Origin of the sequence: Streptomyces sp. SID5643 (assembly GCF_009872555.1) — a bacterium.
Taxonomy (GTDB): Bacteria; Actinomycetota; Actinomycetes; order Streptomycetales; family Streptomycetaceae; genus Streptomyces; species Streptomyces iakyrus.
The window spans coordinates 23932-38477 of the sequence record NZ_WWIC01000255.1; the positions used below are offsets into that span (position 1 = coordinate 23932).

The following is a 14546-nucleotide window of genomic DNA, read 5'->3' on the forward strand; positions in this document are numbered from 1 at the left end:
ATGCTCGAGGAGGCTCTCGAGCACCTCGTGAAGGGCATCGTCGACAACCCTGACGATGTGCAGGTCGCCTCGCGCAACCTGCGCCGCGGCCGTGTGCTCGAGGTCCGGGTCCACCCGGACGACCTCGGCAAGGTGATCGGCCGCAACGGCCGCACCGCACGCGCCCTGCGTACCGTCGTGGGCGCCATCGGCGGTCGCGGCGTCCGCGTCGACCTCGTCGACGTGGACCACGTCCGCTGACGCTTTCGCAGCAGCACCGGCTCGGGCCGGGGACGGCCACAGGGCCGTCCCCGGCCCGCAGTCGTATGACAGGAGATTGGACACGTGCAGCTGGTAGTCGCACGGATCGGCCGTGCCCATGGCATCAAGGGTGAGGTCACCGTCGAGGTGCGGACCGACGAGCCGGAGCTGAGGCTCGGCCCGGGCGCCGTACTCACCACGGATCCCGCCTCCGCGGGACCGCTCACCATCGAGACGGGCCGCGTCCACAGCGGCCGCCTCCTGCTGCGCTTCGAGGGCGTCAGCGACCGCAGCGGCGCCGAGGCCCTGCGTAACACCCTCCTGATCGCCGAGGTCGACCCGGAGGAACTGCCCGAGGGCGAGGACGAGTACTACGACCACCAGCTCATCGACCTCGACGTGGTCACCGCCGACGGCACCGAGGTCGGCCGGATCACGGAGATCTCGCACCTGCCCACCCAGGACCTGTTCATCGTGGAGCGCCCCGACGGCAGCGAGGTGATGATCCCCTTCGTCGAGAAGATCGTCAGGGAGATCGACCTGGAGGAGCAGAAGGCCGTCATCACCCCGCCGCCGGGACTGATCGACGACCGCGCGGAGATCGCCTCCAGCCGGGACGAGTCGTAATGCGCCTCGACGTCGTCACGATCTTTCCCGAGTACCTGGAACCGCTGAACGTCTCCCTCGTCGGCAAGGCACGCGCGCGTGGACAGCTCGACGTGCACGTCCACGACCTGCGCTCCTGGACCTACGACCGCCACAACACCGTCGACGACACCCCGTACGGCGGTGGCCCCGGCATGGTCATGAAGACCGGGCCGTGGGGGGACGCGCTGGACTCCGTGCTGGCCGACGGCTACGAGACCGGCTCCCGGGCGCCCGCCCTCATCGTGCCCACGCCCAGCGGCCGCCCCTTCACCCAGGAACTGGCCGTCCAGCTCTCCGAGCGCCCCTGGCTGATCTTCACCCCGGCCCGCTACGAGGGCATCGACCGCCGTGTCGTCGACGAGTACGCGACACGGATGCCGGTCTACGAGGTGTCCATCGGCGACTACGTCCTGGCCGGCGGCGAGGCGGCCGTCCTCGTCGTCACGGAGGCCGTGGCTCGGCTGCTGCCCGGGGTCCTGGGCAACGCCGAGTCCCACCGGGACGACTCCTTCGCGCCCGGCGCGATGGCGAGCCTGCTGGAGGGGCCCGTCTACACCAAGCCCCCCGAGTGGCGCGGCCGGGACATCCCCGACGTGCTGCTCAGCGGCCACCACGGCAAGATCGCCCGCTGGCGCCGCGACGAGGCCCTGAAGCGCACGACCGCCCACCGGCCCGACCTCATCGAGCGGTGCGACCCCAAGGCCTTCGACAAGAAGGACCGCGAGATGCTCTCCATCCTCGGCTGGGAGCCGGATCCGGCGGGGGAGCCGTACGGCCGATTTTGGCGCAGGACCGACGGCGTGGAAGAATAGCCAGCTGTTGTGCGTCCGTCCGGCGTGCGCCCCTGCCACAGGGGGAGACGACGTCCGCCCCGACCCGCACACCCCTGATCCGAAACACCTAGTTTCCGTTGATGACCTGTGGCATCAGCGAGGAAAGCAGACTCATGTCTCACCTGCTCGACACCGTCGACTCCGCGTCGCTGCGCAGCGACGTCCCCGCCTTCCGCCCGGGCGACACCGTCAACGTCCACGTCCGCGTCATCGAGGGCAACCGCTCCCGTGTGCAGCAGTTCAAGGGCGTTGTGATCCGCCGCCAGGGCTCCGGCGTGCGCGAGACCTTCACGGTCCGCAAGGTCTCCTTCTCCGTCGGCGTCGAGCGCACCTTCCCGGTGCACACCCCGATCGTGGAGAAGATCGAGCTCGTCACCAAGGGTGACGTCCGTCGCGCCAAGCTGTACTACCTGCGCGAGCTGCGCGGCAAGGCCGCGAAGATCAAGGAGAAGCGCGAGAGCTGAGCGCTCTCCGGGGTTCACACCGGGGCCGGATAGCATCTGGCTCCGATGGACACCGAAGCACAGCCGACGGAGCGCGACCGCTCCTCCCGCCCTTCCGCATCCGAGGAAACGACCTCGGAGGCCGCAGGGTCGGAGGACCGGTCGCGTTTCGCGTTGGTGTCGGGTATCGGCTCCTGGGTCCCGGGCGGCCGGATCACCCTCACCCTGCTCGTCTGCCTGCTGTTCCTGCTGCTGCTCAGTACCTTCGTGCTGCGCCCGTTCCAGATCCCCAGCGGATCCATGGAGCAGGGATTGAGGATCGGGGACCGGGTTCTCGTAAATAAGTTGGCGTACCGTTTCGATGCTGTGCCGCAGCGGGGAGACATCGTCGTGTTCGACGGGACCGGGTACTTCGGGCAAGCGGACTACATCAAGCGCGTTGTCGGTGTCGGGGGAGACCGCGTGGTCTGCTGCGACAGGGAGGGGAGGATCCAGGTGAACGGCCGGCCGGTCGACGAGTCGGGCTTCCTGTATCCCGGCGACAGCCCGTCCACGGTGCCCTTCGACGTCGTCGTGCCCGGCGGCACCCTCTTCGTCCTCGGCGACCACCGCAGCGACTCCAGCGACTCCCGCGACCACCTCGGCTCGCCCGGCGGCGGCATGATCCCCGTCGGCGACGTCGTCGGACGCGCCGACTGGATCGTCTGGCCCTTCCGCCACGCCACCCGGCTGCACCGCCCCGACGCCTACGCGCGCGTGCCCGCCGCCGGAAGGGCGGGCGCCCATGGGTAACCGCGGCAAACCGCGCGGCGTCCCCGCCAGCCCCGCGGAGAACCTGCTTCCCACCGGCGCCCGGCGCGCCGCCGGCGCCTCCAGTGGCCGGACGCGCGCCGAGCGGCGCAAGCTCCAGCGCAAGGTGAAACGGCGCCGCAGGCGCGGTGCCGTGAAGGAGATACCGCTCCTCGTGGGCGTCGCCGTCCTGATAGCGCTCGTACTGAAGACGTTCCTCGTACAGGCGTTCGTCATCCCGTCCGGCTCCATGGAACAGACGATCCAGATCGGCGACCGCGTCCTGGTCGACAAGCTCACCCCGTGGTTCGGCTCGAAGCCGCAGCGCGGGGACGTCGTCGTCTTCAAGGACCCCGGAGGCTGGCTCCAGGACGAGCAGCCCACCACACAGAAGTCGGACCCCGTCGTCATCAAACAGGTCAAGGAAGGGCTCACCTTCATCGGCCTGCTGCCGTCCGAGAACGAGAAGGACCTCATCAAACGGGTCGTCGGCGTCGGCGGTGACCGCGTCAGATGCTGCGACACGCAGGGGCGCGTGACCGTGAACGGCGTCCCGCTGATCGAGGACTACCTGTATCCCGGCATCGCGCCGTCCGACACGCCGTTCGACATCACCGTCCCCCAGGGGCGGCTGTGGGTGATGGGCGACCACCGCAACAACTCCGCGGACTCCCGCGCCCACCAGGACACCGACTACGGGGGCACCGTCTCCGAGGACGAGGTGGTGGGCCGCGCCATGGTCATCGCCTGGCCTTTCGGGCACTGGAACATGCTGGAGGAACCGAACACGTATGCCTCCGTGTCCGACTCGGCCACCGGGTCGACCGCTGCTCCCGAACTGTCGCATAGGGTTGCCTCCTACGATTCGAACGGAACGATCCAGCTCCCGACCCCTGCGGAACTCCCGCTCGTTATGGGAGTGGTGGGCCTGCGCCGCGTATGGGGCAGGCGGCGGCACACAGTGAGGAGTTGGCGTGGGGGATGTGGCGGTTGGCGCACGGTCCGGACACGACGGCGAGGAGCACCGCGGACGCCCCGCGGAATCCGCCGTTCCGGCCGCGGACAGCGCCGTGACCTCCGGGAGTGACTCCGGGGCAGCCGAGGACGGCAGGGTGACGGGCGAACACACGACAGCCGAGGACCAGGGGCCGGGCGGACCGGCCCGGACACCGAAGAAGCCGCGCTCCTTCTGGAAGGAGCTGCCCATCCTGATCGGTATCGCGCTGGTACTGGCGCTGCTGATCAAGACCTTCCTGGTGCAGGCGTTCTCCATCCCCTCCGACTCGATGCAGAACACCCTCCAGCAGGGCGACCGCGTCCTGGTCGACAAACTCACCCCCTGGTTCGGCTCCGAGCCCGAGCGCGGCGAGGTCGTCGTCTTCCACGACCCGGACAAGTGGCTGGCGGGCGAGCCGACCACGGACCCGAACGCCCTGCAGACCTTCCTCAGCTGGATCGGCCTCATGCCGTCCTCGGAGGAGAAGGACCTCATCAAGCGCGTCATCGGCGTCGGCGGCGACACCGTCGAGTGCAAGGGCACCGGCCCGCTCACGGTCAACGGCAAGGCGCTGGACGAGCGGTCGTACGTCTACGCGGGCAACACGCCGTGCAGCGTCGACGACCAGGGCGGCCAGTTCAAGGTGAAGGTCCCCAAGGGCTTCATCTGGGTCATGGGCGACCACCGGCAGAACTCGCGGGACTCCCGCTACCAGCAGGCCGACAAGCACCACGGCATGGTCCCGGTGAAGGAGGTCGTCGGACGCGCCGTCGTCGTCGCCTGGCCGATCAACCGCTGGGACACCCTGCCGGTGCCGGACACCTTCGACCAGTCCGGCCTCAGCGCCCAGCCGAACGCGGCGGGCCTGCCGGTCGCACCGCAGGGGATCGCGCTCCTCGGCGTGGTGCCGGTGGTGCTCTGGCGTCGCCGGAAGCAGTGATCCCGACCATGGGCTGACCGCGGCCGGTACCCCCGGGTAGGGTGCGGACCCATGGGTGGCGAGAGCACGACGCACACGGCCCCGCGCAGCGGCGGCTCAGGGACGGGCCCGGTGGGCAGCCGGACCGGACAGCGACTGTCCGGGCTGGCCGTCGCACTGGGCCTCGTGCTGTTCCTGGGCGGGTTCGCCTGGGGCGCGGTGGTCTACCGGCCGTACACCGTCCCCACCAGTTCGATGACACCGACGATCGACGCGGGCGACCGGATCCTGGCGCAGCGCGTCGACGGCGGCGAGGTGCGCCGCGGTGACGTCGTGGTCTTCAAGGACGCGACCTGGGCCAACGCGCCCATGGTCAAGCGCGTGGTCGCCGTCGGCGGCGACACGGTCTCCTGCTGCCAGGACGGCAGGCTGAAGGTCAACGGCAAGGAGATCGACGAAACGTACCTGCCCCAGGGCACTCCGGCCGAGATGAGCAACTTCCCGACCGTGACCGTCCCCAAGGGCCGGCTCTTCCTGCTCGGCGACGAGCGCGGCAATTCCGTGGACTCCACGGCCCACCTGACCGACGCCGCCAGCGGCACGGTGGCGCGCTCTGCCGTGGACGCCCGTGTCGACTCCGTCGTGTGGCCGATGAAGGGCATGCTGGAGCGCCCCGCCGGCTTCGAGCCGCTCGGCGCGCTCTCCTCGCCCGGTCCGCTGCGGACGATCACGCTCCTCGTGATCGCCGGCGCCGTGCTCGTCCTGGGCGGCGGCGCCTACGGGCACATCGCCAAGCGCGCCGGGACCGCCCGGGCCCGCCGGGGGGAAGCGGAGCCCGCAGGTGCCCGCTGAGGCCGTGGGGACGGGCCGGGACACCTACGAGGGCGGGTTGCGCAAGGTCGCCCGGGTCGTGCTGCTCGACCCCCGGGACCGCATCCTGCTGCTGCACGGCCATGAGCCGGACGATCCGGCCGACGACTGGTGGTTCACCCCCGGCGGCGGGGTGGAGGGCGACGAGACCCGTGAACAGGCCGCCCTGCGGGAACTCGCCGAGGAGACGGGCATCACCGAGGTCGAGCTCGGGCCGGTGCTGTGGCGGCGGAGGTGCTCCTTTCCGTTCGCCGGACGCCGCTGGGACCAGGACGAGTGGTACTTCCTGGCCCGCACGGACCGTACGACGGTGGCCGCCACCGGACTGACCGAGCTGGAACGGCGCAGTGTCGCCGGAGCGCGCTGGTGGACGTGTCCGGAACTGAGCCGGGCACATGAGACGGTGTATCCGACCAGACTCGCCGGGCTGCTGCGCACGCTGCTCGACGAAGGTCCCCCGGCCAGGCCTGTGATCCTTGACCCGGAAATCGTCTAGGGGCTCACGGGTCTGGCGCACAATGGGGGGATCGCACGGCTGAAGGGGAACATGCCATGAGCGCCGAGGACCTCGAGAAGTACGAGACCGAGATGGAGCTGAAGCTCTACCGGGAGTACCGCGATGTCGTCGGTCTGTTCAAATACGTGATCGAGACCGAGCGGCGCTTCTACCTGACCAATGATTACGAGATGCAGGTGCACTCGGTCCAGGGTGAGGTGTTCTTCGAGGTGTCCATGGCGGATGCCTGGGTCTGGGACATGTATCGGCCGGCCCGCTTCGTGAAGCAGGTCCGGGTCCTCACGTTCAAGGACGTGAACATCGAGGAGCTGAACAAGAGCGACCTGGAGATGCCGAGCGGGTGACGGGGTTGTCCACAACCGCTGAGTAACCCACCAAGATCAACTCCTTGGTCGTGGCTGCGTGATCGTTGGCACCGGAGGTGGTGCCGACATGACCGCACATCTGGCACGCAGCGCCATGGGCAAGTACGGGGAGGGTCTGGCCGCGCGGCGGCTGACCGAGGCCGGTCTGACGGTTCTGGAGCGCAACTGGCGCTCCGGCCGCACCGGCGAGATCGACATCGTGGCCAGGGACGGGGACGTCCTGGTCGTCTGCGAGGTGAAGACCCGCCGGGAGGGCCCCTTCGAGCATCCGATGGCGGCCGTGACGCCGCAGAAGGCGGGGCGGCTGCGGGATCTGGCCGAGCGGTGGATCCAGACACATGGAGGCGCCCCGCCCGGGGGAGTCCGCATCGACGTGGTGGGGGTCCTGCTGCCGGCCCGCGGCGCCGCCCTGGTCGAGCATGTGCGGGGGGTGGCCTGAATGGCATTCGCCCGTACGTGTTCGGTGGCGCTGGTGGGCGTCGAGGGCGTGGTCGTCGAGGTCCAGGCCGATCTGGAACCCGGCGTCGCGGCGTTCACGCTGGTGGGACTGCCCGACAAGAGCCTCACGGAGAGCCGGGACCGAGTGCGCGCCGCGGTCGTCAACTCGGGCGCGGCGTGGCCGCAGAAGAAGCTCACCGTCGGCCTGAGCCCGGCCTCGGTGCCGAAGTCCGGCAGCGGCTTCGACCTGGCCGTCGCGGCGGCGGTCCTCGGTGCGGCGGAGCGCATCGACCCGCGAGTCCTCGCCGACATCGTGATGATCGGCGAACTCGGGCTGGACGGCCGGGTCCGGCCGGTCCGGGGAGTGCTGCCGGCGGTCCTCGCCGCGGCCGGTGCGGGGTACGAGCAGGTGGTGGTGCCGGAGTGCGCCGCCGCCGAGGCGTCCCTCGTGACCGGCGTGTCGGTGCTGGGCGTCCGCAGCCTGCGGCAGCTGATCGCCGTCCTGGCCGACGAACCGGTGCCCGAGGAGGAACCGGACGAGCAGGGCCGCCCGGACCCCCTGCTCGCCGGGCTGCGCATGCCGGGGACCGGCGCGGCCACGGGCATGCACGGCGTCGGCGCGGCCCAGCACGACCACGGCCATGACCTTGCGGACGTCGTCGGACAGACCTCGGCGCGCACGGCGGTGGAGGTGGCCGCGGCCGGCGGGCACCACCTCTTCCTCGAAGGACCGCCAGGCGCCGGCAAGACGATGCTCGCCGAGCGGCTGCCGGCCATCCTGCCCCGGCTCGGCCGGCAGGAGTCGCTGGAGGTCACCGCGGTCCACTCGGTGGCGGGTCTGTTGCCCCCGGGCAAGCCGCTGATCGACGTCGCGCCCTACTGCGCCCCGCACCACTCGGCCACCATGCAGGCACTCGTCGGCGGAGGACCGGGCATCGCGCGGCCCGGCGCGGTGTCCCTGTCCCATCGCGGGGTGCTGTTCCTGGACGAGACGCCGGAATTCAGCAGCCAGGCCCTGGACGCGCTGCGGCAGCCCCTGGAGGCGGGGCATGTCGTGATCGCGCGCAGTGCGGGAGTCGTGCGCTTCCCGGCGAAGTTCCTCATGGTGCTCGCGGCCAACCCCTGCCCGTGCGGCCGGTTCTCGCAGCGCGACGACCTGTGCGAGTGCCCGCCCTCGGCCGTCCGCCGCTACCAGGCCAGGCTCTCAGGCCCGCTGCTGGACCGGGTCGACCTGCGGGTCGAGGTGGACCGCGTCACCCGAACCCAGCTGACCGCATCCGGCGCCAGGGGTGAGTCGTCCGCGACGGTCGCCGACCGGGTGAGAGCGGCCCGCGAACGGGCCTCGGACCGCCTCGCCGGCACCCCCTGGTGCACGAACAGCGAGGTGCCCGGCCGTGAGCTGCGCAGCCGCTGGTACGCCGTGCCCGGCGCGATGGACGAGGCCGAGCGGAACCTGGAGCGGGGCGTCCTGACCGCCCGCGGTCTCGATCGTGTCCTGCGGGTCGCCTGGACCGTCGCCGACCTGGTCGGCCACGACCGGCCCGACGCCACGGACGTCGCCCTCGCGCTCCAGCTGCGCACCGGAGTGCCGCGAGGCGTCCCCATGGCCATCGGGGCGCTGACATGAGCGTCGACGGCGAACCCGGCGGCGAGCTGCTCGCCCGGGTCCTGCTCACCCGGGTCATCGAGCCCGGCGACGAGACCGGCGGGCGGTGGGTGCGGGAGCTCGGTGTCGCGGAAGTGGTGCGGCGGCTCGGGCAGGGCGGGGCCCCTCTGCCGGGTGCGAGCGGGACGCGGTGGGCCGGGCTGGTGGCCAGGGCGCGGGCAGCCCGGCCGCGCCGGGACCTGGAGGCCGCCCGGGACGCCGGAGTGCGGTTCGTGTCGCCCGGGGACGCGGAGTGGCCGGGGCAGCTCGACGATCTCGGGGATGCCCGGCCCCTGGGGCTGTGGGTGCGCGGGCGGCCCGGTCTGCGGATGTGGGCGTTGAGATCGGTCGCCGTGGTCGGCGCCCGGGCCTGCACCGAGTACGGGGCCCACATGGCCGCGACCCTCGCCGCCGGCCTCGCCGAGCAGGGCTGGGTCGTGGTGTCCGGCGGCGCCTACGGAGTCGACGGCGCCGCCCACCGCGGAGCGCTCGGAGCCGGCGGCGCCACCGTCGCCGTCCTCGCCTGCGGCGTCGACCGGCCCTACCCGCGCGGCCACACCCGGCTGATCAGCAGGATCGCCGAACAGGGACTGGTGATCGGCGAGTTGCCGCCCGGCGATCATCCGACACCGAGCCGGTTCATCCTGCGCAACAGGGTGATCGCCGCGCTCACCCGCGGCACGGTCGTCGTCGAGGCCGCCCACCGCAGCGGGTCCCTGGTCACCGCGCGGGCGGCACAGCGCCTCGGCCGGCACACGATGGGCGTGCCGGGCCCCGCCACCAGCGGGCTCTCCGCCGGAGTGCACGATCTGCTGCGCGGAGAGGCCGTCCTGGTCACCGACGTCGCGGACGTCGTCGAACTGGTCGGTGACATGGGAGAACTGGCCCCCGACCGGCGCGGCCCCGTCCTGCCCCGGGACCTGCTGGAACCGGCCGCCCGGCAGGTGCTCGCCGCACTGCCCGGGCGCGGGGCGGCCCGGCCGGAGGAGATCGCCCGCTCCGCACAGACCGCCCAGGACGACGCGATCGCGAGACTGTACGAACTCCGAGCACTCGGTTACGTCGAACGACACGGCGACGGCTGGAAGTTGACACGCCAGGCGGTGATGTCGGTCCGCGGCGGTCGCGGGCCGGGTTGACCGTGGCTGTTCGGCCGTCCGGGGGAACCCCTACACCCCTTGGAAATGCGCCCAGTTGAGGCCTTCGGGTGATCACACCGGGCCGTCGCGAGGCCCTCGCGGGACGTCCTCGGGAACGTTTCCACGTCCGTCTCGGCCTCCTTCCTTCGCGCACCGCGACGCCGCAGTCACGCTACGCTCACGAGGATCCCGACACGGACAGGCAACTCGACATCAGACAGACAGCTCACCTCAGCAGCACCACTCCGCAGCAGAACGGCACAAGGCGACGAATGCCCCAGCACACCTCCGGGTCCGACCGGGCGGCCATCCCCCCAGCCGCCCGTGACGGTGGCAGCGTGCGGCCGCCCGCTCCCTCGACGCTCGACGAGCTGTGGCGGTCGTACAAGGCGACGGGGGACGAGCGGCTGCGGGAGCAGCTGATCCTGCACTACTCGCCCCTCGTGAAGTACGTCGCGGGACGGGTCAGTGTGGGCCTGCCGTCCAACGTCGAGCAGGCGGACTTCGTCTCGTCCGGGGTGTTCGGACTGATCGACGCGATCGAGAAGTTCGACATCGACCGCGAGATCAAGTTCGAGACGTACGCGATCACCCGGATCCGCGGCGCGATGATCGACGAACTCCGGGCACTGGACTGGATCCCCCGCTCGGTGCGCCAGAAGGCGCGCAACGTGGAGCGGGCGTACGCCACGCTGGAGGCGCGGCTGCGGCGGACCCCGAGCGAGGGCGAGGTGGCCTGTGAGATGGGCATCGCCGTCGAGGAACTCCACGCGGTGTTCAGTCAGTTGTCGCTGGCCAACGTGGTGGCCCTGGAGGAGCTGCTGCACGGGAGCGGTGAGGGCGGCGACGGGCTCAGCGTGATGGACACGCTGGAGGACACCGCCGCCGACAACCCCGTCGAGGTCGCCGAGGACCGGGAGCTGAGGAGGTTCCTGGCCAGGGCGATCAACACGCTGCAGGACCGGGAGAAGACCGTGGTCACGCTGTACTACTACGAGGGACTCACCCTGGCCGAGATCGGGAACGTGCTGGGTGTGACCGAGAGCCGGGTCAGCCAGATCCACACCAAGTCGGTGCTGCAACTGAGAGCGAAGCTGGCGAGCTTCGGCCGCTGACCAGGCCGGATGCCCTCAGGTCGGCGTCAGCCACTCCCGAACGGCGGGGCGCGTCCGTAGAGTGTTGACGTGCCAAGGATTCGAGCGGCCTCCGTGGCCGAGCACCGGTCGATGCAGCGAGCCGCCCTGCTGGACGCGGCTCGTTCCTTGTTGTCCGAGGGCGGTACGGAGGCACTGACCTTCCCGGCCCTCGCCGAGCGGACGGGCCTCGCGCGGTCGTCCGTCTATGAGTACTTCCGGTCGCGGGCGGCCGTGGTCGAGGAGCTGTGCGAGGTCGACTTCCCGGTCTGGGCGGCGGACGTGTCGGCGGCGATGGAGCGGGCGGAGACGGCCGAGGCCAAGGTCGAGGCGTATGTGCGCCGGCAGCTGGAGCTGGTCGGGGACCGGCGGCACCGGGCCGTGGTGGCGATCTCCGCCAGTGAGCTCGACGCCGGGGCGCGGGAGAAGATCCGGGCGGCGCACGGCGGGCTGGTCGCGATGATCGTCGAGGCTCTGGGCGAGCTGGGGCACGCCCAGCCCCGGCTGGCGGCGATGCTGTTGCAGGGGGTCGTGGACGCGGCCGTGCGCAGGATCGAGCTGGGCGCGGCGGAGGAGCCGGCCGCCATCGTCGATGCGGCGGTCTCCATGGCTCTGCGGGGTGTGCGGGGCTGACGGGGCCGGGCCGGGCGGGGTTTCGGGGCTTACAGGGCCGAAACCTGAGCGGGTGCCCTCAGCGGGGCGGCGCGGTGCCCGGCACCGGAAGCAGCCGTGACGGCCCCCGGTGCAGGAGCCACGGCGGCAGCAGTGACAGCGGGTTCAGGTACACGTCGCCGCGGCGCAGCCCCCAGTGGACGCACGGGGCCGCCGAGCAGTGCGAGCCGCTCGCGTCCACCGTGCCGATCACCTCACCCGGTTCCACCTCCTCGCCCTTCTCGACCGCCGCCGTCACCGGTTCGTACGTCGTGCGCAAGGGCGGATCGCCCGTTCCCGTGAGGTCCACCGAGACGACTTGCTTGCCGGCCACCCGGCCCGCGAAGGAGACCCGGCCCGCGGTCACCGCTCGAACCGGTGTGCCCGCGTGCGCCGCCAGGTCCACGCCCCGGTGGCCCGGCCCGTAGGGCGTCGCCGGGGGCTCCCAGCCCCGCAGGACCCGGGGGCGCAGGCCGACGGGCCAGGTGCGGGCCGTCGCCGGCACGTCGGCCTCCGCGGGAGGGGCGCCCGCCGCGAACAGCGGTGGGGGTGGGGCCAGCAGGGCCGTCGCCGTGACGATCAGCAGCAGGATCAGGCGTGCGCAGACGCGCACACATCGGTTCGCTCGCATGCGGAAAGCGTCCCGGAGTGCGGGTGCCGCCGCTCACGGCTGTGGGCGGCTGCGCGGTTGTGGACAACGGCGTCACCCGGCACCCCGCGGGTCCCGTACACTTCTGGTGGCGACCCGAGCCATCGGGTCGACTTCGCACGCCCCGATACGAACCCCGCAACGGGCCCGTATCAGCGCCCCTCGGTCCCTCGTGGAACGGCGCGCAGTGGGCGTCAGGCGCGGAAGCCGTCCGGCATCCGCGGCACAACCGAGAAATTCAAGGAGATACGGCCATGGCCGTCGTCACGATGCGGGAGCTGCTGGAGAGCGGCGTCCACTTCGGTCACCAGACCCGTCGTTGGAACCCGAAGATGAAGCGCTTCATCTTCACGGAGCGCAACGGCATCTACATCATCGACCTGCTCCAGTCGCTGTCGTACATCGACCGCGCCTACGAGTTCGTCAAGGAGACCGTCGCCCACGGCGGCACGGTCATGTTCGTCGGCACGAAGAAGCAGGCGCAGGAGGCCATCGCCGAGCAGGCCACCCGCGTCGGCATGCCTTACGTCAACCAGCGCTGGCTGGGCGGCATGCTCACCAACTTCTCGACCGTCTACAAGCGTCTGCAGCGCCTCAAGGAGCTCGAGCAGATCGACTTCGAGGACGTTGCCGCGTCCGGTCTGACCAAGAAGGAGCTTCTCGTGCTCTCGCGCGAGAAGGCCAAGCTGGAGAAGACCCTCGGCGGTATCCGCGAGATGCAGAAGGTGCCCAGCGCCGTCTGGATCGTGGACACCAAGAAGGAGCACATCGCCGTTGGTGAGGCCCGGAAGCTGAACATCCCGGTCGTCGCGATCCTCGACACCAACTGCGACCCCGACGAGGTCGACTACAAGATCCCGGGCAACGACGACGCGATCCGCTCCGTCACCCTGCTCACCCGCGTCATCGCCGACGCCGTCGCCGAGGGCCTCATCGCCCGCAGCGGTGTCGCCACCGAGGGCAAGGGCGAGAAGGCCGCCGGCGAGCCGCTCGCCGAGTGGGAGCGCGACCTGCTCGAGGGCGAGAAGAAGGCCGACGAGGCCGCCCCCGCCGCCGAGGCCGCTCCGGCCGCCGAGGCCGAGAAGCCGGCCGAGGCCCCCGCCGCCGAGGCCGAGAAGCCGGCCGAGGGCGAGAAGCCGGCCGAGGCCGAGCAGGCCTGACCCGTCAGTCCGAGTTGACGGCGGGAGCGGTACTGCATCACCAGCGCCTTCGGCGCGGTGTGAAGTCCGCTCCCGCCGTTCACCCGTAGGTCAGCGGCAGGACAGGACTCCCCGGCTCCATGGGGAGCGCACCGCAGATCTTCGATCTTCCAGACTTCGAGAGAGATTCACAGACTCATGGCGAACTACACCGCCGCCGACGTCAAGAAGCTCCGTGAGCTCACGGGCGCCGGCATGATGGACTGCAAGAAGGCGCTGGACGAGGCCGAGGGCAACGTCGAGAAGGCCGTCGAGGCGCTCCGCATCAAGGGCCAGAAGGGCGTCGCCAAGCGCGAGGGCCGTTCCGCCGAGAACGGTGCCGTCGTCTCGATCATCGCCGACGACAACTCCTCCGGTGTCATCGTCGAGCTGAAGTGCGAGACGGACTTCGTCGCCAAGGGCGAGAAGTTCCAGGCCGTGGCCAACACCATCGCCGAGCACGTCGCCAAGACCTCCCCGGCCGACCTGGAGGCCCTGCTCGCCTCCGAGATCGAGGCCGGCAAGACCGTCCAGGCGTTCGTCGACGAGGCCAACGCCAACCTGGGCGAGAAGATCGTCCTGGACCGTTTCGCGCAGTTCGCCGACGGCTACGTGACGGCGTACATGCACCGCACGATGCCCGACCTGCCCCCGCAGATCGGTGTCCTCGTGGAGCTGGACAAGCCGAACGCGGAGATCGCCAAGGGTGTCGCCCAGCACATCGCCGCCTTCGCGCCGAAGTACCTCTCCAAGGAGGACGTGCCGGCCGAGGTCGTCGAGTCCGAGCGCCGTGTCGCCGAGGAGACCACCCGCGCCGAGGGCAAGCCCGAGGCCGCCCTGCCGAAGATCGTCGAGGGGCGCCTCAACGGCTTCTTCAAGGACGCCACGCTGCTCGGCCAGCCGTACGCGCTCGACAACAAGAAGTCCGTCCAGAAGATCCTGGACGAGGCCGGTGTCACCCTGAAGCGCTTCACGCGCATCAAGGTCGGCATCTGAGTCCGTACCGCGCTCGACGCCCGACCCCTATAGGGTCGACAGCAGTCGTCCGCGTACGCCGTCACATGAGTGGCGGACGACAGCAGATCTGACAAG

At 70.9% G+C, this 14546-nt stretch carries 18 protein-coding genes; 17 read left to right on the plus strand and 1 reads right to left on the minus strand.

What is annotated here, in order from left to right; all coding sequences use genetic code 11:
• The 15 genes from GTY56_RS28495 (at window position 1) to GTY56_RS28565 (ending at window position 11609) form a co-directional block, all read left to right on the plus strand.
• Complete coding sequence (locus tag GTY56_RS28495; protein ID WP_003973401.1) at window positions 1-240, plus strand: RNA-binding protein; 240 nt, start codon at window positions 1-3, stop codon at window positions 238-240.
• Window positions 241-324: 84 nt separating this feature from the next.
• Window positions 325-867: a ribosome maturation factor RimM gene (gene rimM / locus GTY56_RS28500; RefSeq protein WP_161368186.1), complete on the plus strand. Its 543-nt coding sequence runs from the start codon at window positions 325-327 to the stop codon at window positions 865-867.
• The gene (gene trmD / locus GTY56_RS28505; RefSeq protein ID WP_161368187.1) at window positions 867-1700 is read left to right on the plus strand and encodes a tRNA (guanosine(37)-N1)-methyltransferase TrmD; all 834 of its coding nucleotides are present in this window, start codon (window positions 867-869) and stop codon (window positions 1698-1700) included. Before rimM ends, trmD begins: the two co-directional genes overlap by 1 nt.
• 134 nt (window positions 1701-1834) lie before the next feature.
• Entirely contained in the window at window positions 1835-2185 is a 351-nt protein-coding gene (gene rplS, locus GTY56_RS28510; RefSeq protein WP_003993262.1) for a 50S ribosomal protein L19, read from the plus strand.
• A 45-nt stretch (window positions 2186-2230) separates the two neighbouring features.
• Entirely contained in the window at window positions 2231-2956 is a 726-nt protein-coding gene (lepB, locus tag GTY56_RS28515) for a signal peptidase I (RefSeq protein WP_161368188.1), read from the plus strand.
• Window positions 2949-4040 (plus strand): signal peptidase I, encoded by a 1092-nt coding sequence (gene lepB, locus GTY56_RS28520; RefSeq protein ID WP_161368189.1) that lies wholly within the window; start codon window positions 2949-2951, stop codon window positions 4038-4040. Before lepB (GTY56_RS28515) ends, lepB (GTY56_RS28520) begins: the two co-directional genes overlap by 8 nt.
• On the plus strand, window positions 3928-4890 hold the full coding sequence (gene lepB, locus GTY56_RS28525) for a signal peptidase I (protein ID WP_161368190.1): 963 nt from the start codon (window positions 3928-3930) through the stop codon (window positions 4888-4890). The genes lepB (GTY56_RS28520) and lepB (GTY56_RS28525) overlap by 113 nt, the downstream gene beginning before the upstream one ends.
• A 51-nt stretch (window positions 4891-4941) precedes the next feature.
• Window positions 4942-5721, plus strand: coding sequence for a signal peptidase I (gene lepB, locus GTY56_RS28530; protein WP_161368191.1), 780 nt, complete (start codon window positions 4942-4944; stop codon window positions 5719-5721).
• Entirely contained in the window at window positions 5711-6235 is a 525-nt protein-coding gene (locus GTY56_RS28535) for an NUDIX domain-containing protein (protein WP_161368192.1), read from the plus strand. Before lepB (GTY56_RS28530) ends, GTY56_RS28535 begins: the two co-directional genes overlap by 11 nt.
• 56 nt (window positions 6236-6291) lie before the next feature.
• The gene (locus GTY56_RS28540; RefSeq protein ID WP_161368193.1) at window positions 6292-6600 is read left to right on the plus strand and encodes a DUF2469 domain-containing protein; all 309 of its coding nucleotides are present in this window, start codon (window positions 6292-6294) and stop codon (window positions 6598-6600) included.
• A gap of 58 nt (window positions 6601-6658) precedes the next feature.
• A complete protein-coding gene (locus tag GTY56_RS28545; RefSeq protein ID WP_161368194.1) occupies window positions 6659-7060 on the plus strand; it encodes a YraN family protein in 402 nt (133 codons plus the stop codon).
• Window positions 7061-8686, plus strand: a complete 1626-nt coding sequence (locus GTY56_RS28550; RefSeq protein ID WP_161368195.1) for a YifB family Mg chelatase-like AAA ATPase — start codon at window positions 7061-7063, stop codon at window positions 8684-8686.
• Window positions 8683-9843 (plus strand): DNA-processing protein DprA, encoded by a 1161-nt coding sequence (gene dprA / locus GTY56_RS28555; protein WP_161368196.1) that lies wholly within the window; start codon window positions 8683-8685, stop codon window positions 9841-9843. The genes GTY56_RS28550 and dprA overlap by 4 nt, the downstream gene beginning before the upstream one ends.
• Window positions 9844-10115: 272 nt before the next feature.
• Window positions 10116-10958 (plus strand): RNA polymerase sigma factor WhiG, encoded by an 843-nt coding sequence (gene whiG, locus GTY56_RS28560; RefSeq protein WP_161368197.1) that lies wholly within the window; start codon window positions 10116-10118, stop codon window positions 10956-10958.
• A 93-nt stretch (window positions 10959-11051) separates the two neighbouring features.
• The gene (locus GTY56_RS28565) at window positions 11052-11609 is read left to right on the plus strand and encodes a TetR/AcrR family transcriptional regulator (RefSeq protein WP_107459265.1); all 558 of its coding nucleotides are present in this window, start codon (window positions 11052-11054) and stop codon (window positions 11607-11609) included.
• A 58-nt stretch (window positions 11610-11667) separates the two neighbouring features.
• Here the strand turns inward: GTY56_RS28565 and GTY56_RS28570 are convergent, their stop codons facing one another.
• Window positions 11668-12258, minus strand: coding sequence for a M23 family metallopeptidase (locus GTY56_RS28570; protein ID WP_161368198.1), 591 nt, complete (start codon window positions 12256-12258; stop codon window positions 11668-11670).
• Between the two features lie 272 nt (window positions 12259-12530).
• Between GTY56_RS28570 and rpsB the strand changes: the two genes are divergently transcribed.
• The gene (gene rpsB, locus GTY56_RS28575; RefSeq protein WP_161368199.1) at window positions 12531-13436 is read left to right on the plus strand and encodes a 30S ribosomal protein S2; all 906 of its coding nucleotides are present in this window, start codon (window positions 12531-12533) and stop codon (window positions 13434-13436) included.
• Window positions 13437-13613: 177 nt separating this feature from the next.
• Window positions 13614-14450: a translation elongation factor Ts gene (gene tsf / locus GTY56_RS28580; protein ID WP_033313135.1), complete on the plus strand. Its 837-nt coding sequence runs from the start codon at window positions 13614-13616 to the stop codon at window positions 14448-14450.
• Window positions 14451-14546: the final 96 nt, after the last annotated feature.